We start from the raw sequence: 22595 nt of genomic DNA, 5'->3' as shown, positions 1-22595 counted from the left end.
AACCGACGTTGTTGCAATTGAGCATCAGACGTCGGTTCTACAAGGTTCGCCACGTGATGACGCGATCTTAAGCTGCCGTTTATCTATTCGGAAAGCCCCACCGTTTTAGTCGCGCCAGAACGGTTTGGACAGCTCGGCGATTCGGTCGCCCTGGCTGATGCCAGCGTCGGACAGCTCGCGAGCGTCGAGTTGTGCCAGTTGTTGGCGCTCATGGGCCTGTTTCGCCCATCGAGCCAGGGCACTGGCGGTACGAATAATCAGTCGTTTACTGGACGAGGCTCGCATGGGGATGGCCTTTCATGAGGTAGTGGAACTCCATGTTGGGCGTGTCTCTGACACCAATACAGATACACCAACTCTAAATTGTACTGCTTGACTGTAGTGTTTTTTAAACTGTACTGGTTACGAAGCAGCTCATCTGTTTGCGATCTAAAAGCTGAATCCCAGAAACAGCAAAGCCCGCCTCCGGTTACCCGGGGCGGGCTTTGCTTTGACAAATCTGGATGCTGGCGGTGGACCCGGCGGGTCAGGGCCAGCGGGCGCCAATTAGCGCCAGAACGGCTTGCTCAGCTCTTCGTAGCGTTGAGCTTCGCTGATACCGGCGTCAGCCAGCAGACGCGAATCCAGACGAGCCAGTTGATGGCGGCTGGAGATGCGGCGCTGCCACAACATCAGGTTGGCGAGAACGCGCAAAGGCAGGGAAGCCTGGGTGTTTACAGCTTTTTCTTCGAAGAACAGATCGGAACTGAGTGTACGTTCCATGATGACATCCTTCCGCTTGTGGCGGGATTAGGTAGTGGTTTAACTGATGCCAATGATCCTCTTCCGACGCAAGACTCTGTAGATACAGTTCACCTGTATTGTGAAGGGCCAGTTAACTGTTTATACCCGCTGTACTGTACGGAAATGGGGCAACTGTACCTGTCCGCACTTAAACAGTGCGAAATTGGCAATTTCGATGATGTATGTAGGAATATACGGCGGGAAATGACCGGTACAGCAGTACAGTTTTTTGCAGATCTGATTCTGATGCATTCGAGCTGATGCAACTGTATGAGCATCAGCTCGAATCTGTATCAATCACGCCTTGAGCATGTGCCCGGTTTCTTCCAGGTTAATGTGCCAACTCAGTGCCTCGCGCAGGATATGCGGGGTATGCCCGCCGATAGCACAGGCAGCATTGAAGTAGCTGTTCAGCGCATCGCGGTAGGCCGGATGCACACAGTTGTCGATGATCACCCGAGCCCGTTCCCGTGGCGCCAGACCGCGCAAGTCGGCAAGGCCCACTTCGGTGACCAGAATGTCGACATCATGCTCAGTGTGGTCCACATGGCTGACCATCGGCACCACGCTGGAAATGGCGCCGCCCTTGGCGATCGACTTGGTCACGAAGATGGCCAGGTGCGCATTGCGCGCGAAGTCCCCGGAGCCGCCAATACCGTTCATCATCCGCGTGCCACACACATGGGTGGAATTGACGTTGCCGTAGATGTCGAATTCCAGCGCGGTATTGATGCCGATAATGCCCAGGCGACGCACCACCTCAGGGTGGTTGGAGATTTCCTGTGGGCGCAGCACCAGCTTGTCCTTGTAGTGCTCCAGGTTGCCGAACACGTCGGCGTTGCGCCGTTCCGACAAGGTAATCGAGCTGCCGGAGGCAAAGCTCAGCTTGCCCGCATCGATCAGGTCGAAGGTCGAATCCTGCAGGACTTCCGAATACATCGTCAGGTCTTCGAACGGCGATTCGATCAAACCGCACATCACGGCGTTGGCAATGTTGCCAATCCCGGCCTGCAACGGGCCGAGCTTGTTGGTCATGCGACCGGCGTCCACTTCCTGCTTGAGGAAATTGATCAGGTGATTGGCGATGCCTTGGGTATCGGCGTCCGGCGGCGTCACAGTGGATGCGGAATCAGACTGGTTGGTGATTACGATGGCGACAATCTTTTCCGGCGGGATCGGAATTGCGGTGCTACCGATGCGGTCGTCGACCTTGACCAGCGGGATCGGCGTGCGCGTCGGCCGGTAGGTGGGAATATAGATGTCGTGCAACCCTTCCAGGTTCGGGTTGTGCGCCAGGTTGATCTCAACGATCACGTGCTTGGCGAAAATCGCAAAGCTGGCCGAGTTACCCACAGAGGTGGTCGGCACAATATGGCCTTGCTCGGTGATCGCGACGGCTTCGATCACGGCAATATCCGGCAGCTTGAGCTGGTTGTTGCGCAGTTGTTCGACGGTTTCGGACAAATGCTGGTCGATGAACATCACCTCGCCGGCATTGATCGCCTTGCGCAGGGTGCTGTCGACCTGAAATGGCATGCGTCGGGACAGCACACCGGCTTCTGTCAGTTGCTTGTCCAGGTCATTGCCCAGGCTGGCGCCGGTCATCAGGGTGATTTTCAGCGGCGAAGTCTTGGCGCGTTCGGCCAGGGCGTGAGGGACGGCCTTGGCTTCACCGGCGCGGGTGAAGCCGCTCATGCCGACGGTCATGCCGTCCTCGATCAGTGCGGCGGCGTCTGCCGCGCTCATGACCTTGTTCAACAACGAAGGCAAGCGGATACGATCACGGTACATGAATTGTTATCTCAGGCTACGGAAGCAAGGTGGGCAGTGTAGTGATTTCAAAAAATTTCGGCCCGCTACCATGGTCGAATGCCAGGCGGCGATTTAGAGCCTTTGGTCGGTTTTAATCCAGCAATAAAAAACCCCAGCCTACTGCAGGCCAGGGTTTCGGGTATTGCGCTGGCGCAGTGTTATTCGACGGCTTTGACCATGTCTTCGATGACCTTCTTGGCATCACCGAAGACCATCATGGTCTTGTCCAGGTAGAACAATTCGTTGTCCAGGCCCGCGTAGCCGCTGGCCATCGAGCGCTTGTTGACGATGATGGTCTTGGCCTTGAACGCCTCAAGGATCGGCATGCCGGCGATCGGCGAATTAGGGTCGTTCTTGGCGGCCGGGTTGACCACGTCGTTCGCGCCCAGCACCAGCACCACGTCGGCCTGGCCGAACTCGGAGTTGATGTCTTCCATCTCGAACACCTGGTCATAAGGCACTTCGGCCTCGGCCAGCAGCACGTTCATATGACCAGGCATACGGCCCGCCACCGGGTGGATCGCATACTTCACGGTCACGCCGCGGTGGGTCAGCTTCTCGGTCAGCTCTTTAAGCGCATGTTGCGCACGTGCCACCGCCAAGCCATAGCCCGGCACGATGATCACGGTGTCGGCATTGGTCAGCAGGAAAGTGGCGTCGTCGGCAGAGCCGGATTTGACCGGGCGCGCTTCTTTCGAGCCCGCAGAGCCCGCCGCATCGGCTGTGTTGCCAAAGCCGCCGAGCAGTACATTAAAGAACGAGCGATTCATCGCCTTGCACATGATGTACGACAGGATCGCGCCGCTGGAACCCACCAGCGAGCCGGCGATGATCAGCATCGAGTTGTTCAGCGAGAAGCCGATACCCGCCGCTGCCCAGCCGGAGTAGCTGTTGAGCATCGACACGACGACCGGCATGTCGGCGCCGCCAATCGGGATGATGATCAGCACGCCAAGCACGAACGCCAGGGCCAGCATCAATGCGAAGGCGCTGAGGTTGCCAGTGAACATGAACGCCAGGCCCAGACCCAGGGTTGCAAGGCCCAGCACCAGGTTCAGCTTGTGCTGGCCGCCGAACTGTACCGGTGCGCCTTGGAACAGGCGGAACTTGTACTTGCCCGACAGCTTGCCGAACGCGATCACCGAACCGGAGAAGGTGATGGCACCGATGGCCGCGCCGAGGAACAGTTCCAGGCGGTTACCGGCAGGGATCGAGTCGCCCAAGTGTTTGACGATGCCCAGGGATTGCGGCTCGACCACGGCGGCGATGGCGATAAACACCGCGGCCAGGCCGATCATGCTGTGCATGAATGCCACCAGCTCGGGCATCTTGGTCATTTCTACGCGCTTGGCCATGATTGAACCGGCGGTGCCGCCGATCAACAGGCCGACAATCACGTAACCAATGCCAGCAGTGGCCAGCTCAGCGCCCAGCTTATAGATCAGGCCTACGGTGGTAAGCACCGCGAGCGCCATGCCGAGCATGCCGAACAGGTTGCCGCGTCGCGACGTGGTGGGGTGTGACAAGCCTTTGAGGGCCTGGATAAAGCAGATCGACGCGATCAGGTAGAGCGTCGTTACAAGATTCATGCTCATTACTTTGGCGCCTCTTCTTTTACTTTCGGGGCTTTTTTCTTGAACATCTCGAGCATCCTGCGCGTTACCAGGAAGCCGCCGAACACGTTGACCGCCGCCAGAGCCACGGCCAGAGTGCCCATGGTCTTGCCCAAGGGTGTAACGGTAAGGGCCGCCGCCAGCATGGCGCCGACGATCACAATCGCCGAGATCGCGTTAGTCACGGCCATCAATGGCGTGTGCAACGCGGGTGTGACGTTCCAAACCACGTGGTAACCGACGTAAATCGCCAGCACAAAGATGATCAGGTTGTAGATACCGGGGGAGATAAGCTCTTCCATCGTCTGAATCCCTGCTTAGGCGTTTTTACGGATGACTTGGCCGTCGCGGCACATCAGGCACGCGGCGACGATGTCGTCTTCGAGGTTGATTTCAAACTGCCCTTCCTTGGTGAAGACCAGCTTCAGGAAGTCCAGCAGGTTGCGCGCATACAGAGCAGAAGCATCAGCAGCGACTGCGCCGGCCAGGTTGGTCGGGCCGCAGATGGTCACGCCGTTTTCCACGATCACCTGATCGGCGACCGTCAGCGGGCAGTTGCCGCCCTGGGCGGCGGCGAGGTCGATGACCACAGAGCCGGGTTTCATTTGTGCGACGGTTTCAGCACTCAACAGCGTCGGTGCCTTGCGGCCCGGGATCAGCGCGGTGGTGATAACAATGTCGGCTTGCTTGGCGCGTTCGTGCACGGCCAGGGCCTGGCGTTGCATCCAGCTGGAAGGCATGGGGCGCGCATAACCGCCGACGCCGACCGCGCATTCGCGTTCTTCATCGGTTTCGTAGGGCACGTCGACGAACTTGGCACCCAGGGATTCGATCTGCTCTTTTACTGCCGGGCGCACGTCGGACGCTTCGATCACCGCACCCAGGCGTTTCGCCGTGGCAATGGCCTGCAAGCCTGCAACACCGGCGCCGAGGATCAGCACGCGCGCGGCTTTGACGGTGCCGGCGGCAGTCATCAGCATTGGCATGAAGCGTGGGTAGTGATGGGCTGCCAGCAATACCGCCTTATAGCCGGCGATGTTCGCTTGCGATGAAAGCACGTCAAGGCTCTGGGCCCGCGAGGTGCGCGGTGCAGCTTCAAGGGCGAAGGCCGTAATGCCGCGCTCGGCAAGCTTGGCGATGGTTTCGTTGCTGAACGGGTTGAGCATGCCCACCAACACGGTGCCGCTTTTGATCAGCGCCAGTTCGTTGTCGCTGGGGGCAACCACCTTGAGAATCAGCTCGGCACCCAACGCATCCTCGGCACTGCCAATGGTTGCGCCTGCGGTTTCATAGGCGCTGTCCACGACACTGGCTTTAATGCCTGCACCGCTTTGAACAGTGACCTTATGGCCCTGGCCGATCAGCTTCTTGATGGTTTCCGGGGTGGCAGCCACCCGCGTTTCACCGGTCTGGGTTTCGAGAGGAACACCAATGTGCACGTCAAATCTCCTGCATGATCTTTTTGCTTTTGATCTTTTTGTAAAAAGGCCAGTGCACCGCGAGTGGCGCAACTGGGGCGGCCGATCAGCACGATCCCGCCGAAATGACAGCGGGGCGCGGCATTTTGCAGGCGAACTTTACGGCCATCAAGGGATTATGACGGGTGACGAAAAATTAACTACAAGTCACCCTGTGACTGATTGTCGCAATGCACACTAATAACCGTTTTAAATACAGGTGTTTAGAGGGGTTCAGGCTTTTTTGAGGCTTTTTCCAATCGTCGCTGTGAATGGGCGGGCATTGGCCGCATATGGTCGCTGCAAGCCATGTGGATCATAGCTTTGAGCCTCATTTCTGGCTGGCAAGTACAGTCTGCGTAAATGCGACATATCCGTACATCTGTAGGATTTAGAATATCTTGACTACAGGGTCAGTAACTAGCGTAGAGCCTTTAAACATTGGGGCTATAACGCTGTGATTGATCAATTAACCAGTCTCTGAAGGCGTGCAGTGAGGCGGATTCGACTTTTCGTTCGGGAATCATCAGGTAATACGCCTTCGAACTGCTGAGGGCTTCGGGGCTTGCGATCACTAATTGCTTCTCCTCAAGCTCGCGCTGGATAAGGAATGGCGGAATCAGCGCAATGCCCATGTCATGCATGGCGGCTTGAGACAACATCGAGAATAGCTCGTAACGAGGGCCTGTCATGTCACGGGGTATGTTCAGTTGTTGCGCGTTGAACCATTGGCGCCAGGCGTATGGCCGAGTGGTTTGCTGCAGTAGCGGCAATTGCGCGATCTGCTGAGGGCTGAAGTGGTCACGGTCACCCAACAAGCGCGGGCTGCACACCGGCAGCGGATTTTCCCCCATCAGACGGTGGGACTCGGTGCCGGACCAGTCGGCATCGCCGAAGTAGATCGCAGCATCGAATTCGGTATCGGCAAATAGAAAGGGGCGCGTCCGGTTGGTGAGATTGACGGTCACCTCTGGGTGCTGTCGTTGAAAATCTTTGAGGCGAGGGATCAACCATTGGGTACCGAAGGTTGGCACCACGGCCAATTCAATGACGTTGGCGCCCTGCTGTCCCATTATTGACAAGGTGTCGCGCTCTACGGCGTCCAGTTGCATGGCGACGCGCCGGCTATAGGACAGGCCCGCTTCCGTCAGTTTTACCCCGCGCCTTGAGCGCCGAAATAGCTCGACACTCAAAAACTCTTCAAGGCTGGCGATCTGTCGACAGATGGCGCCTTGGGTGATGGAAAGCTCGTGCGCCGCCTTGGTAAAGCTCTCGTGGCGGGCCGCAGCCTCAAAGCTGACCAGAGCAGTCGTACTGGGAATTTTTCTGCGCATGTACGGAGTACTCACTTATAAAGCGCGTCTGCGCCCTTCTCAGTCGTTTCGGAGTGAGAAATTAGCACAACCATATGCAGAAACCTCGTTTGCCCTCTGCGTCTGCCCAGCCTAGGCTGCACCCATGACTTCTGATTTTTTCCGCGAGGGCTTATTCATGGCTGGTAAGGCAAGCTTCAACTGGATCGATCCGCTGCTGCTGGATCAACAGCTCACCGAAGAAGAGCGCATGGTGCGTGACAGTGCTGGGCAGTTCGCCCAGGACAAGCTGGCGCCGCGTGTGCTCGAAGCCTTCCGCCATGAAAAGACCGACCCGGCGATCTTTCGCGAGATGGGCGAAACCGGCCTGCTCGGCGCGATGATCCCTGAGCAGTACGGTGGCAGTGGCTTGAATTACGTCAGTTATGGGCTGATCGCCCGTGAGGTCGAGCGTGTCGACTCTGGCTATCGCTCGATGATGAGTGTGCAGTCGTCACTGGTCATGGTGCCCATCAACGAATTTGGTACCGAGGCGCAGAAGCAGAAGTACCTGCCGAAGTTGGCATCCGGGGAATGGATCGGCTGCTTCGGCCTGACCGAGCCTAACCATGGTTCTGACCCGGGTGCGATGATTACGCGGGCGCGCAAGGTAGACGGCGGCTATAGCCTGACTGGCGCCAAGATGTGGATCACCAATAGCCCGATCGCCGATGTGTTTGTGGTGTGGGGCAAGGACGATGCCGGGGATATCCGCGGTTTTGTCCTTGAGAAGGGTTGGAAAGGTCTGAGCGCTCCGGCGATTCACGGCAAGGTCGGCCTGCGGGCTTCCATTACCGGTGAAATTGTCATGGATAACGTCTTTGTGCCGGAAGAAAACATTTTCCCGGATGTGCGTGGTTTGAAAGGGCCTTTCACCTGCCTTAACTCGGCGCGCTACGGCATCTCCTGGGGCGCGCTGGGTGCCGCCGAGTTCTGCTGGCATACCGCTCGCCAGTACACCCTGGATCGTCATCAGTTCGGGCGTCCATTGGCGGCAACCCAATTGATCCAGAAGAAGCTGGCCGATATGCAGACCGAGATCACGCTGGCGCTGCAAGGGTGTCTGCGTCTGGGGCGCATGAAGGATGAAGGAACGGCGGCGGTTGAGATCACTTCGATTATGAAGCGCAACTCGTGCGGCAAGTCCCTGGACATCGCCCGTATGGCGCGTGACATGTTGGGTGGCAACGGTATTTCCGATGAGTTCGGGGTGGCGCGCCACTTGGTCAACCTGGAGGTGGTCAACACCTATGAAGGAACGCATGACGTGCACGCCTTGATTCTTGGGCGTGCGCAAACCGGTCTTCAGGCGTTCTATTAATAGGAGCACGGCATGGGCGCGCTTTCACATCTGCGGGTACTGGATTTATCGCGAGTGCTGGCGGGCCCCTGGTCCGGGCAGATCCTTGCGGACCTTGGGGCTGAAGTGATCAAGGTCGAGCGGCCTGGTAATGGCGACGACACGCGTGCATGGGGGCCGCCCTTTCTTAAGGATGCATTTGGCGAGAACACCAGTGAAGCGGCGTATTACTTGTCGGCCAACCGTAACAAGGAGTCGGTGACTATCGACTTCACGCGACCGGAGGGGCAGAAGCTGGTGCGTGACCTGGCGGCCAAGTCCGACATCCTGATCGAGAACTTCAAGGTGGGTGGTCTGGCGGCATATGGGCTGGACTATGAATCGCTGAAGGAGATCAATCCCGAGTTGATCTATTGCTCGATCACGGGCTTTGGTCAGACGGGGCCTTACGCGACACGCGCCGGTTATGACTTCATGATCCAGGGGCTGGGTGGCCTTATGAGCCTGACCGGTCGGCCAGAGGGTGATGAAGGGGCTGGGCCTGTGAAGGTGGGCGTGGCATTGACCGACATCCTGACCGGGCTCTACTCGACGGTGGCCATTCTGGCAGCGCTGGCCCATCGCGATCATGACGGTGGCGGGCAGCACATTGATATGGCGTTGCTGGATGTGCAGGTGGCGTGCCTGGCTAATCAGGCGATGAATTACCTCACGACGGGTGTTTCGCCAAAGCGTTTGGGCAATGCTCATCCCAATATCGTGCCTTATCAGGATTTTCCCACGGCTGATGGTGACTTCATCCTCACGGTGGGTAACGACGGGCAGTTTCGCAAGTTCGCTGAGGTGGCGGGGCAGCCTCAATGGGCAGAGGATCCGCGCTTTGCTACTAATAAGCTGCGGGTGGCTAATCGCGCGGAGCTGATTCCGTTGATTCGCCAGGCTACCGTCTTCAAGACCACCGCTGAGTGGGTATCGCAGCTGGAGCGAGTGGGTGTGCCGTGCGGGCCTATCAATGACTTGGCACAGGTGTTCGCCGACCCACAGGTCAAGGCGCGGGGGTTGGCGATGGCATTGCCGCATGCGTTGGCGGGGATGGTGCCTCAGGTAGCGAGTCCGATAAGGCTTTCCAAGACGCCGGTGGAGTACCGTAGCGCGCCTCCTCTATTGGGAGAGCATACGGTTCAGGTGTTGCAAGGTGTGCTTGGGCTGGGGCCGGCGAGTGTGGCTGCTTTAAAGGAGGCGGGGGTTATATGAGCGTTTCCCTCTATATAGAGTGTGTGAAGGGCTTAATGTCGGTTGTTTTTTAATCAATCCTAACTAATTGATAGAAAAGCAAAATTAAGGGTTGACGGCAGATTCTGGAAGTCTATAATTCGCCCCACTTCCGGCGCAGTCGAAACGGAAAACTCCTTGTTAAACAAAGAGTTACGCGAGATTCGACAGCGAGTTGCTTCAGTTCATCGAAGCCCAGAAGGAGTTGGTAGGGCAGTGTTGTTTGGCTCTATTAACGTTTCGATCTTCTCGGTCGAAAGCGGAGAAAAAGAGGTGTTGACAGCAGCGTGTAACGCTGTAGAATTCGCCTCCCGCTAACGAGAGATCGGAAGCGCAAGTGGTTGAAGTTGTTGAAGAAATCTTCGAAAACTTCTGAAAATAATCACTTGACAGCAAATGAGGCTGCTGTAGAATGCGCGCCTCGGTTGAGACGAAAGATCTTAACCAACCGCTCTTTAACAACTGAATCAAGCAATTCGTGTGGGTGCTTGTGGAGTCAGACTGATAGTCAACAAGATTATCAGCATCACAAGTTACTCCGCGAGAAATCAAAGATGTAACCAACGATTGCTGAGCCAAGTTTAGGGTTTCTTAAAAACCCAAAGATGTTTGAACTGAAGAGTTTGATCATGGCTCAGATTGAACGCTGGCGGCAGGCCTAACACATGCAAGTCGAGCGGTAGAGAGAAGCTTGCTTCTCTTGAGAGCGGCGGACGGGTGAGTAATGCCTAGGAATCTGCCTGGTAGTGGGGGATAACGTTCGGAAACGGACGCTAATACCGCATACGTCCTACGGGAGAAAGCAGGGGACCTTCGGGCCTTGCGCTATCAGATGAGCCTAGGTCGGATTAGCTAGTTGGTGAGGTAATGGCTCACCAAGGCGACGATCCGTAACTGGTCTGAGAGGATGATCAGTCACACTGGAACTGAGACACGGTCCAGACTCCTACGGGAGGCAGCAGTGGGGAATATTGGACAATGGGCGAAAGCCTGATCCAGCCATGCCGCGTGTGTGAAGAAGGTCTTCGGATTGTAAAGCACTTTAAGTTGGGAGGAAGGGCATTAACCTAATACGTTAGTGTTTTGACGTTACCGACAGAATAAGCACCGGCTAACTCTGTGCCAGCAGCCGCGGTAATACAGAGGGTGCAAGCGTTAATCGGAATTACTGGGCGTAAAGCGCGCGTAGGTGGTTTGTTAAGTTGGATGTGAAATCCCCGGGCTCAACCTGGGAACTGCATTCAAAACTGACTGACTAGAGTATGGTAGAGGGTGGTGGAATTTCCTGTGTAGCGGTGAAATGCGTAGATATAGGAAGGAACACCAGTGGCGAAGGCGACCACCTGGACTAATACTGACACTGAGGTGCGAAAGCGTGGGGAGCAAACAGGATTAGATACCCTGGTAGTCCACGCCGTAAACGATGTCAACTAGCCGTTGGAAGCCTTGAGCTTTTAGTGGCGCAGCTAACGCATTAAGTTGACCGCCTGGGGAGTACGGCCGCAAGGTTAAAACTCAAATGAATTGACGGGGGCCCGCACAAGCGGTGGAGCATGTGGTTTAATTCGAAGCAACGCGAAGAACCTTACCAGGCCTTGACATCCAATGAACTTTCTAGAGATAGATTGGTGCCTTCGGGAACATTGAGACAGGTGCTGCATGGCTGTCGTCAGCTCGTGTCGTGAGATGTTGGGTTAAGTCCCGTAACGAGCGCAACCCTTGTCCTTAGTTACCAGCACGTAATGGTGGGCACTCTAAGGAGACTGCCGGTGACAAACCGGAGGAAGGTGGGGATGACGTCAAGTCATCATGGCCCTTACGGCCTGGGCTACACACGTGCTACAATGGTCGGTACAGAGGGTTGCCAAGCCGCGAGGTGGAGCTAATCCCATAAAACCGATCGTAGTCCGGATCGCAGTCTGCAACTCGACTGCGTGAAGTCGGAATCGCTAGTAATCGCGAATCAGAATGTCGCGGTGAATACGTTCCCGGGCCTTGTACACACCGCCCGTCACACCATGGGAGTGGGTTGCACCAGAAGTAGCTAGTCTAACCTTCGGGAGGACGGTTACCACGGTGTGATTCATGACTGGGGTGAAGTCGTAACAAGGTAGCCGTAGGGGAACCTGCGGCTGGATCACCTCCTTAATCGACGACATCAGCTGCTCCATAAGTTCCCACACGAATTGCTTGATTCATTGAAGAAGACGATAAAGAAGCAGCCCGAAATTGGGTCTGTAGCTCAGTTGGTTAGAGCGCACCCCTGATAAGGGTGAGGTCGGCAGTTCGAATCTGCCCAGACCCACCAATTTTGTGTGGGAAACGCCTGTAGAAATACGGGGCCATAGCTCAGCTGGGAGAGCGCCTGCCTTGCACGCAGGAGGTCAACGGTTCGATCCCGTTTGGCTCCACCACTACTGCTTCTGAAAGTTTTGAAAGCTTAGAAATGAGCATTCCATCCAGGTGATGGTGAATGTTGATTTCTAGTCTTTGATTAGATCGTTCTTTAAAAATTTGGGTATGTGATAGAAAGATAGACTGAACGTTACTTTCACTGGTAACGGATCAGGCTAAGGTAAAATTTGTGAGTTACTCGTAATTGAGTATTATCGAATTTTCGGCGAATGTTGTCTTCACAGTATAACCAGATTGCTTGGGGTTATATGGTCAAGTGAAGAAGCGCATACGGTGGATGCCTTGGCAGTCAGAGGCGATGAAAGACGTGGTAGCCTGCGAAAAGCTTCGGGGAGTCGGCAAACAGACTTTGATCCGGAGATGTCTGAATGGGGGAACCCAGCCATCATAAGATGGTTACCTTACACTGAATACATAGGTGTAAGGGGCGAACCAGGGGAACTGAAACATCTAAGTACCCTGAGGAAAAGAAATCAACCGAGATTCCCTTAGTAGTGGCGAGCGAACGGGGACTAGCCCTTAAGTGGCTTTGAGATTAGCGGAACGCTCTGGAAAGTGCGGCCATAGTGGGTGATAGCCCTGTACGCGAAAATCTCTTAGTCATGAAATCGAGTAGGACGGAGCACGAGAAACTTTGTCTGAATATGGGGGGACCATCCTCCAAGGCTAAATACTACTGACTGACCGATAGTGAACTAGTACCGTGAGGGAAAGGCGAAAAGAACCCCGGAGAGGGGAGTGAAATAGATCCTGAAACCGTATGCGTACAAGCAGTGGGAGCAGACTTTGTTCTGTGACTGCGTACCTTTTGTATAATGGGTCAGCGACTTATTTTCAGTGGCGAGCTTAACCGAATAGGGGAGGCGTAGCGAAAGCGAGTCTTAATAGGGCGTCTAGTCGCTGGGAATAGACCCGAAACCGGGCGATCTATCCATGGGCAGGTTGAAGGTTGGGTAACACTAACTGGAGGACCGAACCGACTACCGTTGAAAAGTTAGCGGATGACCTGTGGATCGGAGTGAAAGGCTAATCAAGCTCGGAGATAGCTGGTTCTCCTCGAAAGCTATTTAGGTAGCGCCTCATGTATCACTGTAGGGGGTAGAGCACTGTTTCGGCTAGGGGGTCATCCCGACTTACCAAACCGATGCAAACTCCGAATACCTACAAGTGCCGAGCATGGGAGACACACGGCGGGTGCTAACGTCCGTCGTGAAAAGGGAAACAACCCAGACCGTCAGCTAAGGTCCCAAAGTTATGGTTAAGTGGGAAACGATGTGGGAAGGCTTAGACAGCTAGGAGGTTGGCTTAGAAGCAGCCACCCTTTAAAGAAAGCGTAATAGCTCACTAGTCGAGTCGGCCTGCGCGGAAGATGTAACGGGGCTCAAACCATACACCGAAGCTACGGGTATCACGTAAGTGATGCGGTAGAGGAGCGTTCTGTAAGCCTGTGAAGGTGAGTTGAGAAGCTTGCTGGAGGTATCAGAAGTGCGAATGCTGACATGAGTAACGACAATGGGTGTGAAAAACACCCACGCCGAAAGACCAAGGTTTCCTGCGCAACGTTAATCGACGCAGGGTTAGTCGGTCCCTAAGGCGAGGCTGAAAAGCGTAGTCGATGGAAAACAGGTTAATATTCCTGTACTTCTGGTTATTGCGATGGAGGGACGGAGAAGGCTAGGCCAGCTTGGCGTTGGTTGTCCAAGTTTAAGGTGGTAGGCTGAGATCTTAGGTAAATCCGGGATCTTAAGGCCGAGAGCTGATGACGAGTTAACTTTTAGTTAACGAAGTGGTTGATGCCATGCTTCCAAGAAAAGCTTCTAAGCTTCAGGTAACCAGGAACCGTACCCCAAACCGACACAGGTGGTTGGGTAGAGAATACCAAGGCGCTTGAGAGAACTCGGGTGAAGGAACTAGGCAAAATGGCACCGTAACTTCGGGAGAAGGTGCGCCGGTGAGGGTGAAGGACTTGCTCCGTAAGCTCATGCCGGTCGAAGATACCAGGCCGCTGCGACTGTTTATTAAAAACACAGCACTCTGCAAACACGAAAGTGGACGTATAGGGTGTGACGCCTGCCCGGTGCCGGAAGGTTAATTGATGGGGTTAGCTAACGCGAAGCTCTTGATCGAAGCCCCGGTAAACGGCGGCCGTAACTATAACGGTCCTAAGGTAGCGAAATTCCTTGTCGGGTAAGTTCCGACCTGCACGAATGGCGTAACGATGGCGGCGCTGTCTCCACCCGAGACTCAGTGAAATTGAAATCGCTGTGAAGATGCAGTGTATCCGCGGCTAGACGGAAAGACCCCGTGAACCTTTACTATAGCTTTGCACTGGACTTTGAATTTGCTTGTGTAGGATAGGTGGGAGGCTTTGAAGCGTGGACGCCAGTCTGCGTGGAGCCAACCTTGAAATACCACCCTGGCAACTTTGAGGTTCTAACTCAGGTCCGTTATCCGGATCGAGGACAGTGTATGGTGGGTAGTTTGACTGGGGCGGTCTCCTCCTAAAGAGTAACGGAGGAGTACGAAGGTGCGCTCAGACCGGTCGGAAATCGGTCGTAGAGTATAAAGGCAAAAGCGCGCTTGACTGCGAGACAGACACGTCGAGCAGGTACGAAAGTAGGTCTTAGTGATCCGGTGGTTCTGTATGGAAGGGCCATCGCTCAACGGATAAAAGGTACTCCGGGGATAACAGGCTGATACCGCCCAAGAGTTCATATCGACGGCGGTGTTTGGCACCTCGATGTCGGCTCATCACATCCTGGGGCTGAAGCCGGTCCCAAGGGTATGGCTGTTCGCCATTTAAAGTGGTACGCGAGCTGGGTTTAGAACGTCGTGAGACAGTTCGGTCCCTATCTGCCGTGGACGTTTGAGATTTGAGAGGGGCTGCTCCTAGTACGAGAGGACCGGAGTGGACGAACCTCTGGTGTTCCGGTTGTCACGCCAGTGGCATTGCCGGGTAGCTATGTTCGGAATAGATAACCGCTGAAAGCATCTAAGCGGGAAACTAGCCTCAAGATGAGATCTCACTGGAACCTTGAGTTCCCTGAAGGGCCGTCGAAGACTACGACGTTGATAGGTTGGGTGTGTAAGCGCTGTGAGGCGTTGAGCTAACCAATACTAATTGCCCGTGAGGCTTGACCATATAACACCCAAGCAATTTGCTTGCTTCGAGCTGAAAAGCGAAAGAGCACCAGATTGCGGTGTGTGAAGACGAAATGAACCGAAAGTTCGAACCTCACAAAACACCGAAAGCTTTCACATACCCAATTTGCTGAAGCGAGGCCATGTGGTCACGACTCAGTACCCGAATTTCTTGACGACCATAGAGCATTGGAACCACCTGATCCCATCCCGAACTCAGCAGTGAAACGATGCATCGCCGATGGTAGTGTGGGGTTTCCCCATGTGAGAGTAGGTCATCGTCAAGATTAAATTCCAGAGCCCCTGTTTGCTAACGCAAACAGGGGTTTTGTTTATGTAGAAGTCCATGAATTTCACCGGCACGTGCACGCGCAACGCGCTGGTACACAGAATTTCTTGACGACCATAGAGCATTGGAACCACCTGATCCCATCCCGAACTCAGCAGTGAAACGATGCATCGCCGATGGTAGTGTGGGGTTTCCCCATGTGAGAGTAGGTCATCGTCAAGATTAAATTCCGAAACCCCTGTCTGTTAACGCAGACAGGGGTTTTGTCGTTTTGGAGGACTGCCGCCGACTGAGAGAAGGCAGGTAAGTCCTCCCGGGTCGACCACATCAGATCACCCTGAACCCGGCCCACAAAAAAGCCAGTGCCTGAAAGCGGACACTGGCTTGTCAGAAACGCTAACAGATCAGAATTGATAGCTTACCGTCGCACTGACGTTACGTTCTTCGCCCAAATAGCAGAAGTTCAGGCTGGCACAGGACGCTACATAGGTCTCATTGGTCAGGTTGTTCGCGTTCAACCTTACATCTACGCCTTTCAACCCAACCCTGCCCAAGTCATACCCCAAGGATGCGTCAAACAAGGTGTAGGCCGGTACCTTCATTGTGTTCTCCGCGTCTGCCCAGCTGTAGCCGACGTACCGAACCCCGCCGCCAAGTCGGAGGCCGTCAAAGGCGCCGCTATCAAACGTGTAGTCCGCCCACACCGATGCCATATGGCGAGGTGCCTGCGTGGGGGAGTTGCCTTTGTTCTCGATCAAGTTGTCGGCTGAGCTCAATGTACTGACCATCGATTTTGAGTATTTAATGTCGGTAAAGGTATAGCTGCCCAAAATCTTCAGGTTATCGGTCAGTTGCATGTGTGCTTCCAACTCCAGGCCCTGCGAGCGAACCGCACCTACTGCGCGATAGAAGTTTTCTTGTGGAAGCTTCGTCGCCAGGTTTTCTTGGTCGATGCGAAACCAGGAAGCTGTAAACAAGTCATCCGTCCCCGGCGGCTGATACTTCAAGCCCGCTTCCCACTGTGTTCCATTGGTGGGTGCCAGCGGGTTACCGGCGCTGTCTGAATAGGAGTTCGGGTTGAACGACTCTGAATAGCTGACATAGGGTGCCAAGCCGTTATCAAATAGATACAGCGCGCCGGCTCGCCCAGTCAGCTTGGTACGCTTGTCAGAAATCTCTGTGCCCAGCGGTCGACCCGCTTCAGTAATACGGTTCTCGTCAGAGGTCTCTACCCAGTCCTGACGCAGCCCTAGAGAGAACCGCCATTTATCCATTTCGATCAGGTCTTGTAGATAAACGCCAGTTTGCTCAAGGCGACGCAGATAGCTGGTCAGGCTGGCATTGCTGATAGCAGTGTTGCCATAGACCGGGTTGAATGCGTTGATTGGCTGCAGTGACCCGCTCGTCCAGTCCACCACCGTTTTACGTCGCTGATAATCAGCTCCCATCAGCACGGTATGTTGGGTGGCCCCGGTAAAAAATTCTGCCTGCAGCATGTTGTCGATGATGAACGCATGCAGCTTCTCATCACCTCCCGAGTAATAGCGATTCAACTCGTTACTGGTCGGTGTGGTCCAGCCATAGGCGTACACCTGATCCAATTGCACCTTGGAGTCGAGATAGCGCAAGTTCTGTCGCGCAGTAAACACGTCGTTGAATCGATGCTCGAACTGATAGCCGAACGACTGCTGATCACGTTTGTAGCCATCAACTCCAGGTTCACCTTCAAAGAAGTGGCTGGAGATGCGCTGGCCATTACGCTGATGCAATGCGCCGTCTGCCGGCATACCGCCGTGATAGCCGCCATCAGGATCATGCTGCAGGTACGCCTGGAGTGTCAGCGAGGTGTCTTCGGTAAAGTCGATGCTGAGTGTCGGCGCCAAGGCAAAGCGCTTTTCTTTGGCGTGGTCGAACTGCGTATCGGCCTTGTCCGCTAAACCGATAAGCCGATAGGCAATACGCTTGTCGTCATCCACGGGGCCACTGAAGTCAAAACCCATGCCCTGCTGGCCGTGACTGCCTGCCGTTGCTTGAACCTGATGGTAGGGCTCAAGCAATGGCTTTTTGCTGGTCAGCGCGACCAGGCCGCCGGGCGAGCTGCGTCCATAGAGGACAGAGGAAGGCCCCTTCAGAATGTCCACGCGCTCGAGAAAATACGGATCAACCTGCATGGTGCTATAGGTGCCGCTATCCCCCATGGACTTCAAGCCATCAAGGTAGATGTTGTCCACAGAACCATCGTTAAAACCGCGCATTGCCACGTAGTCATAACGATGGGTCGCGCCATAGGGGTTGGTCAGTACTCCAGGCGTGTAACGCATGGCTTGTGCGACGGTCTGGGAGCCTTGGTCGTCCATCTGCTCGCGCGTCACCACGGAGACGGTTTGCGACGTCTCCAGCAGCGCAGCGCTGGTCTTGGTTGCGATTTGGCTATGCGTCGCGTTATAGCCTTCCATGCTGCCTAAGGCATTACCCAGGGCGAAGCCTTTGATATCCGTGGTGGGCAGCGTCACGGTGCTGCTCTGCGTCTGGGTCTCCAGCACAAAGCTGACACCATCTTGCGATACGGCCTGCAAGCCAGAGCCGCTGAGTAGATGATTCAACCCCTGCCCGGCTGAATACTCGCCGTGCAGCCCGGCTGATTGCCGGCCTTGGGTTTGCCCAGGCGTGCTGGAGAGGGTAATGCCTGCCTGACGGGCGAATTGATTGAGCACCTCGCCCAGGGCGCCGGCAGGCAGGTCGTAGCGCTGGTTAACCTGCTCGATGTTTGCTTGCCCAGCCATGCCGGCGATCGGAACCGCGCCCATGCCCAGCGCGGTCGACAGCAATGCCGTACGGATGGATTTAGCCAAAAGGGGGTAGGAGGAGCACGATGAGTTGCCGGGATAACGCGCTGTCATGATCAAGATCCGTGGAGGCCGGTGAGGGCTGATTGAAAGGCTTACTGTCTAAGCCGGTCTCACGGAAAAAAACCGCCAAAAAAACTTTATATAAAACATAAAAAATCAGGCTGAACGTTCCAGGCTTACCCACCAACGCGTGCGATAGCGCACTTCAACAGACAGCGTCTGTGCAACGACCGCCAACAATTTATCCGTGTCCTCCAGGCGGAAAACCCCCGACAACCGCAAGTCGCTGGCTTCTGCCGAACAACCCAGATAACCATGGCGATAGCGCCCTACCTCCGACAGGAATGCAGCCAGGCGCATGTTCCGTGTCACGATCAGCCCATCGACCCAGGCGCCCATGTCCATATCCAGCGGCGGCGCCAGCGTGGCATGCGTGCGATGTACCAGGTAGTTCTCTCCTGCATGGACTTGAGTCGACAGTCCGTCTGCCGAGTGTGGTGAGTGAATGGCCACGTTGCCACTGACCACACTCAAGCGTGTGCAATCGCTGTCTTGGCGCACGGCAAAGCGCCCGTCGATACCTTCGAGCAAGCCATGCCGAGTTTGCACCAGCAGTGGCGCTGAAGAAGGCGCGCCGCACGTCACCAGGATTTCCCCGCGAACCAGCGTGATCAGACGCTGCTGTGCGTTGAAGTCCAGGTCCACGGCGCTGTCGGTGTTGAGTTGCACGCGAGCGCCATCCGGCAATTGCACGCTGCGCCGTTCCCCTGTGGCGGTCGCAAGGTCGGACGTCCAGCGCTGCCAGCCGGTCAGGTCGCGGCTTAACCAGGCTGCCGAGCCCACCAACATGACGCCAGACAACATCTTCAGTGCCTGCCGCCGGCCCACGCCTTGCGAAGCATTTTCCAAGGCCACGCGCGCACCGGGAATCGCGGCCATTTGGCTGCTCAATTCCTGCTGCAGTGCTTGTACCCGCTGCCAGGCCAATTCATGGTCGTCATGCGCCTCGCGCCAGCGCTCACATTGTGCATGCAAGCGCACATTGGCCCGGTTATTACGCAGGCGCAGTGCCCAAGTGATGGCCTGCTTGACCACCTGAGGATCTGGCCCCGGGCGCGCGGCATTATCCATCGGGGTCACGTTTCATAACGCACTACGTAGCAGTGATACAGCGCCTGCGCGATATACCGTTCCACTGTTCGCAACGACACCCCCATCTGCAGCGCGATCTGCTTGTGCGCCAACCCATCACACTGAGCCAGCAGAAACGCCTGACGTACTTTCGGTTTCAATCCGTCCAGAAGACGGGCGATTTCCTCCAGCAGTTCCAGCACCAACATCCGCGTTTCTGCGCTGGGTGCCAACGCTTCAGGCAGGTGGGCAATAGACTCAAGGTAGGCGCGCTGGATTTCTTCGCGCCGCCAATGATCAATCACCAGGCCGCTGGCGATGCTTCGCAGAAAGGCGCGAGGAGCTTTGAGTTCAAGGCGTTCGGTTTTTTGCAGCAAGCGCACGAACGTGTCCTGAGCCAGGTCCGCTGCATCCGCTGCATTGCCCAGGCGACTGCGCAGCCACCGGTTGAGCCAGCTGTGATGGGCGCTGTAAAGCGTCTGCACCACAGGTTCACCAGGGATGTACTCGGTAGATGGCATTCACACAGGCCCGGCCAAACGTCACAAATGATAATTAGTCTCATTGTCTGGGAGGCTGAAAAATTTTGCAACGCCAGAGCCTGCAGATCTACCGCCGGTCGGTTTCCTACTCAAAATGAGGATGCTTCTCACAAATTTCTAAGATTTATCCTGGCCTGGCCGAAAGCCTGACGAGCCATGCGTGCACCGAAATAGAGCGGTCGCAGAGTCCGCCTATCCCGTTACATGGAATGTTCCACTCGGCACGCTCATCCCCATTTGGCAAAAGAAGTCGATGAAATGAATCTTAAGTTCAGTCATAAAATTCTGCTGGCCGCATCAGGCGTCGTGGTTCTCGCGTTCGCGTTATTCACGCTTTACAACGACTACCTGCAGCGCAGCACCATCAAGCAAAACCTGGACTCGTCTATCCAGCAATCAGGCGAACTCACGGCCAGCAGTGTGCAGAACTGGCTCAGTGGCCGCATTCTGGTACTCGAAAGCCTGGCGCAAAACGTTGCCCATCAGGGCAGTCAGGCCGATCTTCCTGGCTTGGTTGATCAGCCTGCGTTCACCTCGAACTTCCAGTTCACCTACGTCGGGCAAACCAACGGGGTGTTCACCCAGCGTCCTGACGCGAAGATGCCTGACGATTACGACCCGCGTCAGCGCCCTTGGTACAAGCAGGCGGTGGCTGCCGATAAACCCATGCTGACTCCGCCTTACATGGCCGCAGTCGGCGGGCAGATCGTAACCATTGCTCTGCCCGTCAAAAAGAACGGTGAGCTGTTGGGTGTGGTCGGTGGTGACCTGAGCCTGCAAACCCTGGTGAAGATCATCAACTCGGTAGACTTCGGCGGGATCGGCCATGCGCTCCTGGTCAGCGCCGATGGCCAGGTCATCGTCAGTCCTGACCAGGACCAGGTGATGAAAAACCTCAAGGACATCTACCCAGGTACCAACCTGCGGATCGACAAGGTCAGCCAGGACGTGGTTCTCAATGGCCAGGACCGCATTCTTTCGTTCACGCCGATCAGCGGTTTGCCCGGTGCAGATTGGTACATCGGTCTGTCGATCGACAAAGACAAAGCCTACGCACCACTTGGCAAATTCCGTACTTCGGCGTTGATCGCCATGCTGATCGCGGTTGTCGCCATTGCCGTGCTGTTGAGCCTGTTGATCCAAGTACTGCTGCGCCCGCTGACCACCATGGGTGTGGCCATGCAGGACATTGCCCAGGGTGAGGGCGATTTGACTCGCCGCCTGGACGTAACCAGCAAGGACGAGTTTGGCGAGGTAGGCAGCGCCTTCAACCAGTTCGTCGAGCGTATCCACGCCTCTATTTCCGAAGTGTCTTCGGCAACGCGTCAGGTGCATGACCTGTCCCAGCGCGTGATGGCGTCGTCGAACGCCTCGATCATCGGCTCGGACGAGCAAAGCGCGCGCACCAACAGTGTGGCCGCGGCGATCAACGAGCTGGGCGCCGCTACCCAGGAAATCGCGCGTAACGCAGCTGATGCTTCGCAACACGCCAGTGGTGCCAGTGAACAAGCAGACGACGGGCGCAAGGTGGTGGAGAAAACCATCCTGGCAATGTCGGAGCTGTCGCAGAAGATCAGCCTGTCCTGCACTCAGATTGAAACCCTGAACGCCAGCACCGACAACATTGGCCACATCCTTGATGTGATCAAAGGCATCTCCCAGCAAACCAACTTGTTGGCGCTCAATGCCGCAATCGAGGCCGCGCGTGCCGGGGAAGCCGGGCGTGGGTTTGCCGTGGTTGCCGACGAAGTGCGTAACCTCGCTCACCGTACCCAGGAGTCCGCCGAAGAGATCCACAAGATGATCACGTCGCTGCAAGTGGGCTCGCGTGAGGCGGTGACCACCATGAACGCCAGCCAGACCTCCAGCGAGGAGAGCGTTGAAGTGGCCAACCAGGCCGGCGAGCGCCTGGTCAGCGTGACGCAGCGAATCGTCGAGATCGATGGCATGAACCAGTCGGTCGCGGCGGCTACCGAGGAGCAGACCGCTGTGGTTGAGACCCTCAATGTCGACATCAACCAGATCAACCTGCTGAATCAGCAGGGTGTGGCCAACCTCAACGAAACGCTGAAGGACTGCGATGCGCTGTCTCAGCAAGCGAGCCGCCTGAAGCAACTGGTCGACAGCTTCAAAATCTGACCGGGCCCTGCAGGAGCGAGGCGTCTCGCTCCTGCTGATCAGCTGAACATCTGGCGTACATTCTCCAAGGCAGTGTCGGCGAAGGTCTGCACAAACTGTTCAAACGCCGCCTGGGTGGTATCGACCGGCTCACCCATGAGCGTCCAGGTTGCCCGCGAACATCCTGCGCCGAGCGCTTCCACCTGCATGGCAGCCCACAGCCGGGCGACACCCAAGGTGTTGTAGAGTGTGGTCCAGGTCATGTACATGGCGTCGTCGTCGCGGCTGTTGAGTTGCTCAACGACGCAATGGCCATCGTGGAAATATTTCGTGCGCAAGGCGCCTATGCCTGTGCCCGTCATTTCGATGTGCGAGAGAGTCGGAACGAAGGCATCAAAGCCTGCAAAATTGCCCACCACTTGCCACAGATCAGCGGCCTCGCACGCGACGTCAACAGACGCCACCACCGGTGTGCCGTTTGGGTTGCGAATTAATGTATCGGGTTGCAGCAGATTCATAGA

The 22595-nt window shown here is 55.9% G+C and carries 14 protein-coding genes, 2 tRNA genes and 4 rRNA genes; 9 read left to right on the top strand and 11 right to left on the bottom strand.

The features are described 5' to 3' along the window. Nucleotides 1-105 precede the first annotated feature (105 nt). From ACM530_RS09260 to ACM530_RS09230, 7 genes are all read right to left on the bottom strand, one after another. A complete protein-coding gene (locus ACM530_RS09260; RefSeq protein ID WP_416364645.1) occupies nt 106-285 on the bottom strand; it encodes a DUF1127 domain-containing protein in 180 nt (59 codons plus the stop codon). A gap of 261 nt (nt 286-546) precedes the next feature. After that, a complete protein-coding gene (locus tag ACM530_RS09255) occupies nt 547-762 on the bottom strand; it encodes a DUF1127 domain-containing protein (protein ID WP_003214752.1) in 216 nt (71 codons plus the stop codon). 318 nt (nt 763-1080) lie between these two features. After that, on the bottom strand, nt 1081-2574 hold the full coding sequence (locus ACM530_RS09250; protein ID WP_145158558.1) for an acetyl-CoA hydrolase/transferase family protein: 1494 nt from the start codon (nt 2572-2574) through the stop codon (nt 1081-1083). A 179-nt stretch (nt 2575-2753) separates the two neighbouring features. Then, nucleotides 2754-4190: an NAD(P)(+) transhydrogenase (Re/Si-specific) subunit beta gene (locus ACM530_RS09245; protein ID WP_416364644.1), complete on the bottom strand. Its 1437-nt coding sequence runs from the start codon at nt 4188-4190 to the stop codon at nt 2754-2756. Next, nucleotides 4190-4510: an NAD(P) transhydrogenase subunit alpha gene (locus tag ACM530_RS09240; RefSeq protein WP_003187417.1), complete on the bottom strand. Its 321-nt coding sequence runs from the start codon at nt 4508-4510 to the stop codon at nt 4190-4192. Before ACM530_RS09240 ends, ACM530_RS09245 begins: the two co-directional genes overlap by 1 nt. A 15-nt stretch (nt 4511-4525) precedes the next feature. Then, a complete protein-coding gene (locus tag ACM530_RS09235; protein WP_262206012.1) occupies nt 4526-5647 on the bottom strand; it encodes a Re/Si-specific NAD(P)(+) transhydrogenase subunit alpha in 1122 nt (373 codons plus the stop codon). Nucleotides 5648-6099: 452 nt separating this feature from the next. Beyond that, complete coding sequence (locus ACM530_RS09230) at nt 6100-6999, bottom strand: LysR family transcriptional regulator (protein ID WP_416364643.1); 900 nt, start codon at nt 6997-6999, stop codon at nt 6100-6102. Between the two features lie 157 nt (nt 7000-7156). Between ACM530_RS09230 and ACM530_RS09225 the strand changes: the two genes are divergently transcribed. The 8 genes from ACM530_RS09225 to rrf (ACM530_RS09190) all read left to right on the top strand — a co-directional run bounded on the left by ACM530_RS09225 (nt 7157) and on the right by rrf (ACM530_RS09190) (nt 15656). Next, nucleotides 7157-8338: an acyl-CoA dehydrogenase gene (locus ACM530_RS09225; RefSeq protein WP_416364642.1), complete on the top strand. Its 1182-nt coding sequence runs from the start codon at nt 7157-7159 to the stop codon at nt 8336-8338. Between the two features lie 12 nt (nt 8339-8350). Next, complete coding sequence (locus ACM530_RS09220; protein ID WP_242200453.1) at nt 8351-9571, top strand: CaiB/BaiF CoA transferase family protein; 1221 nt, start codon at nt 8351-8353, stop codon at nt 9569-9571. A 629-nt stretch (nt 9572-10200) separates the two neighbouring features. Continuing rightward, nucleotides 10201-11737, top strand: a 16S ribosomal RNA gene (locus tag ACM530_RS09215). An 83-nt stretch (nt 11738-11820) separates the two neighbouring features. Continuing rightward, nucleotides 11821-11897, top strand: a tRNA-Ile gene (locus ACM530_RS09210). Between the two features lie 30 nt (nt 11898-11927). Next, nucleotides 11928-12003: transfer RNA gene (locus ACM530_RS09205), tRNA-Ala, on the top strand. Nucleotides 12004-12254: 251 nt separating this feature from the next. Next, a 23S ribosomal RNA gene (locus ACM530_RS09200) occupies nt 12255-15146 on the top strand. Between the two features lie 170 nt (nt 15147-15316). Next, a 5S ribosomal RNA gene (gene rrf / locus ACM530_RS09195) occupies nt 15317-15432 on the top strand. Between the two features lie 108 nt (nt 15433-15540). Further along, nucleotides 15541-15656: ribosomal RNA gene (gene rrf, locus ACM530_RS09190) — 5S ribosomal RNA — on the top strand. The 16S, 23S and 5S rRNA genes sit together here with 2 tRNA genes alongside, the layout of an rRNA operon. Nucleotides 15657-15838: 182 nt before the next feature. Here rrf (ACM530_RS09190) and ACM530_RS09185 read toward each other — a convergent pair. From ACM530_RS09185 to ACM530_RS09175, 3 genes are all read right to left on the bottom strand, one after another. Beyond that, nucleotides 15839-18334, bottom strand: coding sequence for a TonB-dependent siderophore receptor (locus ACM530_RS09185; protein WP_416364641.1), 2496 nt, complete (start codon nt 18332-18334; stop codon nt 15839-15841). Between the two features lie 105 nt (nt 18335-18439). Next, nucleotides 18440-19414, bottom strand: coding sequence for a FecR domain-containing protein (locus ACM530_RS09180; protein WP_145166187.1), 975 nt, complete (start codon nt 19412-19414; stop codon nt 18440-18442). 5 nt (nt 19415-19419) lie between these two features. Beyond that, complete coding sequence (locus ACM530_RS09175) at nt 19420-19935, bottom strand: sigma-70 family RNA polymerase sigma factor (RefSeq protein WP_416364640.1); 516 nt, start codon at nt 19933-19935, stop codon at nt 19420-19422. A 279-nt stretch (nt 19936-20214) separates the two neighbouring features. On the opposite strand from ACM530_RS09175, the gene ACM530_RS09170 reads away from it, so the two are divergent. Next, a complete protein-coding gene (locus ACM530_RS09170; protein WP_416364639.1) occupies nt 20215-22095 on the top strand; it encodes a methyl-accepting chemotaxis protein in 1881 nt (626 codons plus the stop codon). A 38-nt stretch (nt 22096-22133) separates the two neighbouring features. Here the strand turns inward: ACM530_RS09170 and ACM530_RS09165 are convergent, their stop codons facing one another. Then, nucleotides 22134-22592 carry an SRPBCC family protein gene (locus tag ACM530_RS09165; protein ID WP_145166190.1) on the bottom strand — a complete coding sequence of 153 codons (459 nt, stop codon included), beginning with the start codon at nt 22590-22592 and terminating at the stop codon, nt 22134-22136. Nucleotides 22593-22595: the final 3 nt, after the last annotated feature.

It is taken from the genome of Pseudomonas sp. NFX183 (assembly GCF_047943075.1).
Taxonomy (GTDB): Bacteria; Pseudomonadota; Gammaproteobacteria; order Pseudomonadales; family Pseudomonadaceae; genus Aquipseudomonas.
Note: the sequence above shows the minus strand (reverse complement) of the source record. Positions and strands in the feature narration are given on the sequence as shown.